The sequence below is a fragment of the Terriglobales bacterium genome (assembly GCA_035624475.1).
Taxonomy (GTDB): domain Bacteria; phylum Acidobacteriota; class Terriglobia; order Terriglobales; family Acidobacteriaceae; genus DASPRL01.
On the sequence record DASPRL010000420.1, the window covers coordinates 1 to 4,601 of the forward strand.

3 protein-coding genes are annotated in these 4,601 nt (G+C 69.2%); 1 reads left to right on the top strand and 2 read right to left on the bottom strand.

Annotated features, from left to right (window positions below):
• Both VEG08_16045 and hemB read right to left on the bottom strand, forming a co-directional pair.
• Positions 1 to 1,023: FAD-dependent oxidoreductase (locus VEG08_16045; GenBank protein HXZ29507.1), on the bottom strand; the 1,023-nt coding region annotated here is incomplete at its 3' end.
• Between the two features lie 216 nt (positions 1,024 to 1,239).
• The gene (gene hemB, locus VEG08_16050; GenBank protein ID HXZ29508.1) at positions 1,240 to 2,331 is read right to left on the bottom strand and encodes a porphobilinogen synthase; all 1,092 of its coding nucleotides are present in this window, start codon (positions 2,329 to 2,331) and stop codon (positions 1,240 to 1,242) included.
• Positions 2,332 to 2,411: 80 nt separating this feature from the next.
• On the opposite strand from hemB, the gene VEG08_16055 reads away from it, so the two are divergent.
• On the top strand, positions 2,412 to 4,601 hold a 2,190-nt coding region (locus tag VEG08_16055), incomplete at its 3' end, for a MutS2/Smr-associated SH3 domain-containing protein (protein ID HXZ29509.1).

The window sequence follows — 4,601 nt, forward strand, 5'->3', positions numbered from 1 at the left end:
CACGATGCCCTCCATGGCCCCGGCGTGCGCCAGTTGCGGCAGCCCCACCACGATGTCACCCACCGCGTAGACGCCGGGTTCACCTGTCTGCATCCATTCGTTCACGTGGATGTAGCCGCGCTCGCTCTTGATGGCGGGCACCTTCTCCAGCCCGACGTTCTCGGTGTTGGGCTTGCGTCCCACCGCGATCAGGATCTTTTCCGCCTCCAGCTTCTGCGGCTTGCCCTCCACGGTGATGGAGACGGCCACGCCCGTCTTGGTCTTCTCCACCTTGTCCACCTTGCAGTTGACCTGGTAATTGATGCCGCGCTTGCGGAAGCAGCGCGCCAATTCCTTGGAGACCTCCTCGTCCTCCAGCGGCACCAGCCGCGGCAGCATCTCCAGCAGGGTGACCTCGGTGTCGAAGCTGCGGTAGATGGAGGCGAACTCCACCCCCACCGCGCCCGCGCCCACCACGATCAGCGACTTGGGCAGCGCACTCAGGCTGAGGATCTCGATGTTGGTGAGCACGCGCGAATCCGGCTCGAGGCCCGGCAGCATCCTCGCCTCCGAGCCCGTGGCCAGGATCACGTTCTTGGCCTTGACGAAGGTGGTCTCGCCGCCCGCGCCGCCGCCCCCCGCGGTGAACACCTCCACCGAGAACACGCCGTCCTTGGCCGGCCCGGTCAGCTTGCCGTAGCCCTGGATGGTGGTGACCTTGTTCTTGCGCATCAGGAACTCCAGGCCCTTGGCGTGCTTGGTGACCACCTTGTCCTTGCGCTGCTGCACCGTCGTCCAGTTCAGCTTGGGGGCGCTCACGCCTTCCACTCCGTACTCCTTGGCGGCCTTGAAGTGCTCGAAGACCTCCGCGTTGAACAGCAGGGCCTTGGTGGGGATGCAGCCCACGTGCAGGCAGGTGCCGCCCAGCAGGTCGTTCTTCTCGATGAGCGCGGTCTTCAGCCCCCACTGCCCGGCGCGGATGGCGGCGGTGTAGCCCGCCGGGCCGCTGCCCACGATGGCGACGTCGTAGATGATCTCAGGCACAGTCGTGCTCCCTTGTCAGTAGATGATCGAGGACGGGAAACGATTGATTCTAGTGTATAGAAGGCGGGATGCGAAGCCTCAGCCCATGCGGCGGTCCCTGAGAGGCGTCATCCTGAGCGGCTTGAGCCGCGGAGGATCTCGCGTGGAGTGTCCGGGGTGCTGCCCGCCGGATCCTTCGGCGCTGAAGCGCCTCAGGATGACGCCATCGAAAGGGAATCAGCCCAGCAGCTTCGCCGCGTCCTTGGCGAAGTACGTGAGGATGATGCTGGCGCCGGCGCGGCGGATGGACTGCAGCGACTCCAGGATGATGCGCTCGCGATCGATCCAGCCGTTGCGCGCCGCCGCCTCGATCATGGCGAACTCGCCCGAGACCTGGTAGGCGGCCAGAGGCACGTCGAAGCGCCGCCGCGCCTCCGCGATCACGTCCAAATACGGCAGCGCCGGCTTCACCATCACCATGTCCGCGCCTTCTTCCAGGTCGAGCGCGATCTCGCGCATGGCCTCGCGCAGGTTGGCGCCGTCCATCTGGTAGGAGCGGCGATCGCCGAACTGCGGTGCCGAGTCCGCCGCCTCGCGGAAGGGCCCGTAGAAGCCGGAGGCGAACTTGGCGGCGTAGGAGAGGATGGGCGTGTTCTGGTAGCCGTTCTCGTCGAGCGCCGCGCGGATGGCAGCCACCCGCCCGTCCATCATGTCGGAGGGGGCGACGATGTCGGCTCCGGCGCGCACCTGCGAGACCGCCGTCCGGGCCAGGATCTCGAGCGAGGCGTCGTTCACGATCTCGTAATCGGCGGCGGTCGCCGCCGCCATCTTGCTCATCTTCTCCTTGGCCTCGGCCTTGTTCTTCACCGCCACCACCTTGGTGGCGGCGCGCGCTCCCAGCGAGCGTGGCTGCGGCCGCTCCGGAGCCTTCACGATCCCGCAGTGCCCGTGGCTCATGTACTCGCACAGGCAGACGTCAGCCAGGATCAGCAGCCCCGGCACCTCGCGCCGGATGGCGCGCGTGGCCTGCTGCACGATGCCGTCGTCGGCCCACGCCCCGGTCGCGACCTCGTCCTTCTTCTCCGGCAGGCCGAAAAGGATGATGCCGGGCAGCCCCAGCGACTTCACCTCGCGCGCTTCCTTCACCGCTTCGTCCACGCTCAGGTTGTAGTTGCCGGGCATGGAGCGGATCTCTTTGCGCACTCCCTCCCCCGGGCAGACGAACAGGGGATAGATCAGGCCGTCGGGGGTGAGGCGGGTCTCGCGGACCAGGGAGCGCAGGCTGTCGGTGCGGCGCAGGCGGCGTAAACGCGTAGTCGGGAAGGCCATAGCAGCACGATTCTACACCCGCGCCGGGAGACGGGGGAGCCGCGGATTCTGCGGCCCTCGGCGGTGTACCATGAACGCGCATGCCCGCCACCCTCACCCACACCAGCGCCCCGGCGTTGGAATTCGAGTCGCTGCGCGAGATGCTGCGCGCCTACGCCGCCTCGCCCCTGGGGCAGGGCAGGATCGCGGCGCTCGCGCCTTCGACCGACCGCGCCTGGATCGAGCAGCAGCAGCAGCTCGCCGCCGAGGTGCGCGCCTTCCTGCGCGCCGGCGGCCACTTCGATTTCTCCGCGCTGCAGGACCCCGCCACGCTGCTCGATAAGACCCGCATCGAGGGCGCCGCGCTCGAGACGGTGGAGATCCGCGACATCCTGCTGGTGGCCGACCGCGCCGCCGAGTGGCGCGTGATCGCCCTCGAGCCTCCCGCCGCCATGCACCAGGGCTGGCCGGCGGTGGCCGCGCTCTCAGCCGGGGTGGAAGACTTCGGCGAACTGCTCAAGTTCTTCCGCGGCAAGATCCTGCCCGACGGCACCTTGGACGACCGCGCCTCGCCCGAGCTGGCGCGCATGCGCCGCGAGATCGAGCGCCAGAAGCGCCTCATCCAGGAGTCACTGCGCGCCTACCTGCGCCGCCTGGCCGAGGGCGGGGCGGTGCAGGACGAACTCATCACCATCCGCGGCGAGCGCTTCGTCATCCCGGTGAAGGTGGAGCAGAAGCGCAAGGTGGGCGGGGTGGTGCACGGCGCCTCCTCCAGCGGCCAGACCGTCTTCATCGAGCCCATGGAGACCATCGAGCAGAACAACGAACTGGTGCGCCTGCTCGACGAAGAGCTGGCCGAGGTCCACCGCATCCTGCTCGACATGACGCGCCGCCTGGGCGAGCGCGCCGCCGCCCTGCGCGCCGCCACCGACGTCCTGGCCGAGCTGGAACTGCAGTTCGCCAAGGCGCGCTTTGCCGAAGACTACGACTGCACCGCGCCAGAGTTCGACTCCGGCGGCCTCTTCCTCCACCGCGCCCGCCATCCCGTGCTGCAACGCACGCTCAAGGCGCGCGGCGGCGCGGTGGTTCCCACCTCGCTGGAGATGGAGGCCGCGCAACGCCAGCTCATCATCAGCGGCCCCAACACCGGCGGCAAGACGGTGGCGCTGAAGACCGTGGGGCTGCTGGCGCTGATGGCGCAGGCGGGCCTGCCCGTGCCCGCGGAGCGCGCCACGCTGCCCATCTTCGACGCCGTGCTCGCCGACATCGGCGACTACCAGTCCATCGAGCAGAACCTCTCCACCTTCTCTGCCCACGTCACCAACATCGACTTCATCGCGCGCACCGCCACCCCGCGCTCGTTGGTCCTGCTCGACGAATTGGGCTCGGCCACCGATCCCGAGGAAGGCGCGGCGCTGGCCGTGGCCATCGCCGACTTCTTCCGCCGCTCCGGCGCGCTCACCCTGATCGCCACCCACCAGTCGTCGCTCAAGGTCTATGCCGCCAACAATCCCGGCGTGCTCAACGCCGCCGTGGGCTTCAACGAGCAGACCCTGCAGCCGACCTACGAGCTGCGCCTGGGCGTGCCCGGGGCCTCCGCCGGCATCAACATCGCGCAGCGCCTGGGACTGAATGCGGAGATCGTGGCCGCGGCGCGCGCGCAACTGGGCACGCAGGCGCGCGACGTCGCAGCGTTCCTCGACAAGCTGCACGCCGAATTGCGCCAGGCCGAGCAGGAGCGCGCCGCGCTCCAGCAGCGCGAGAAGGAAGTGGCGCGCGAGCAGGCGCGCCTGGCCGCCGAGGGCATGAAGGAGCAGCGCGCCCGCGTGCGCGAGATGGAGAAGAAGCTGGAAGCGGTGCTGCGCGACTTCGAATACCACGCCCGCGAAGCGGTGAACGCCGTCCAGGAGCGCGCTGCCCAGCAGAAGCTCTCGAAGGACGCCGAGCGCCGCATCGCCAAGCTGCGCCGCGAGTTCAAGGAGCAGTTCGACCAGACCGTGGTGGCACACGCCACCGGCGCCGACCGTGGCGACCAGCACGCCCGCCCCGGCGAGATCGCGCGCGTCTCCGAGGGCGACACCGTGCGCCTGAAGTCGCTGGGGCGCAACGGCGTCATCCAGCGCAAGGTGGACGAGCACAGCTTCGAGGTCGAGGTGGGGGCCATGAAGATGAAGGTGCGGCGCGACGACATCGCCGAGGTGGTGGCGCGGGCCGCGGTTTCTCCCGTGCAGGCGGCGCGCGCCCGCGGGGTCTCGGTCTCGCTGGCTGACGACGCGGCCGCGCCCACCGAG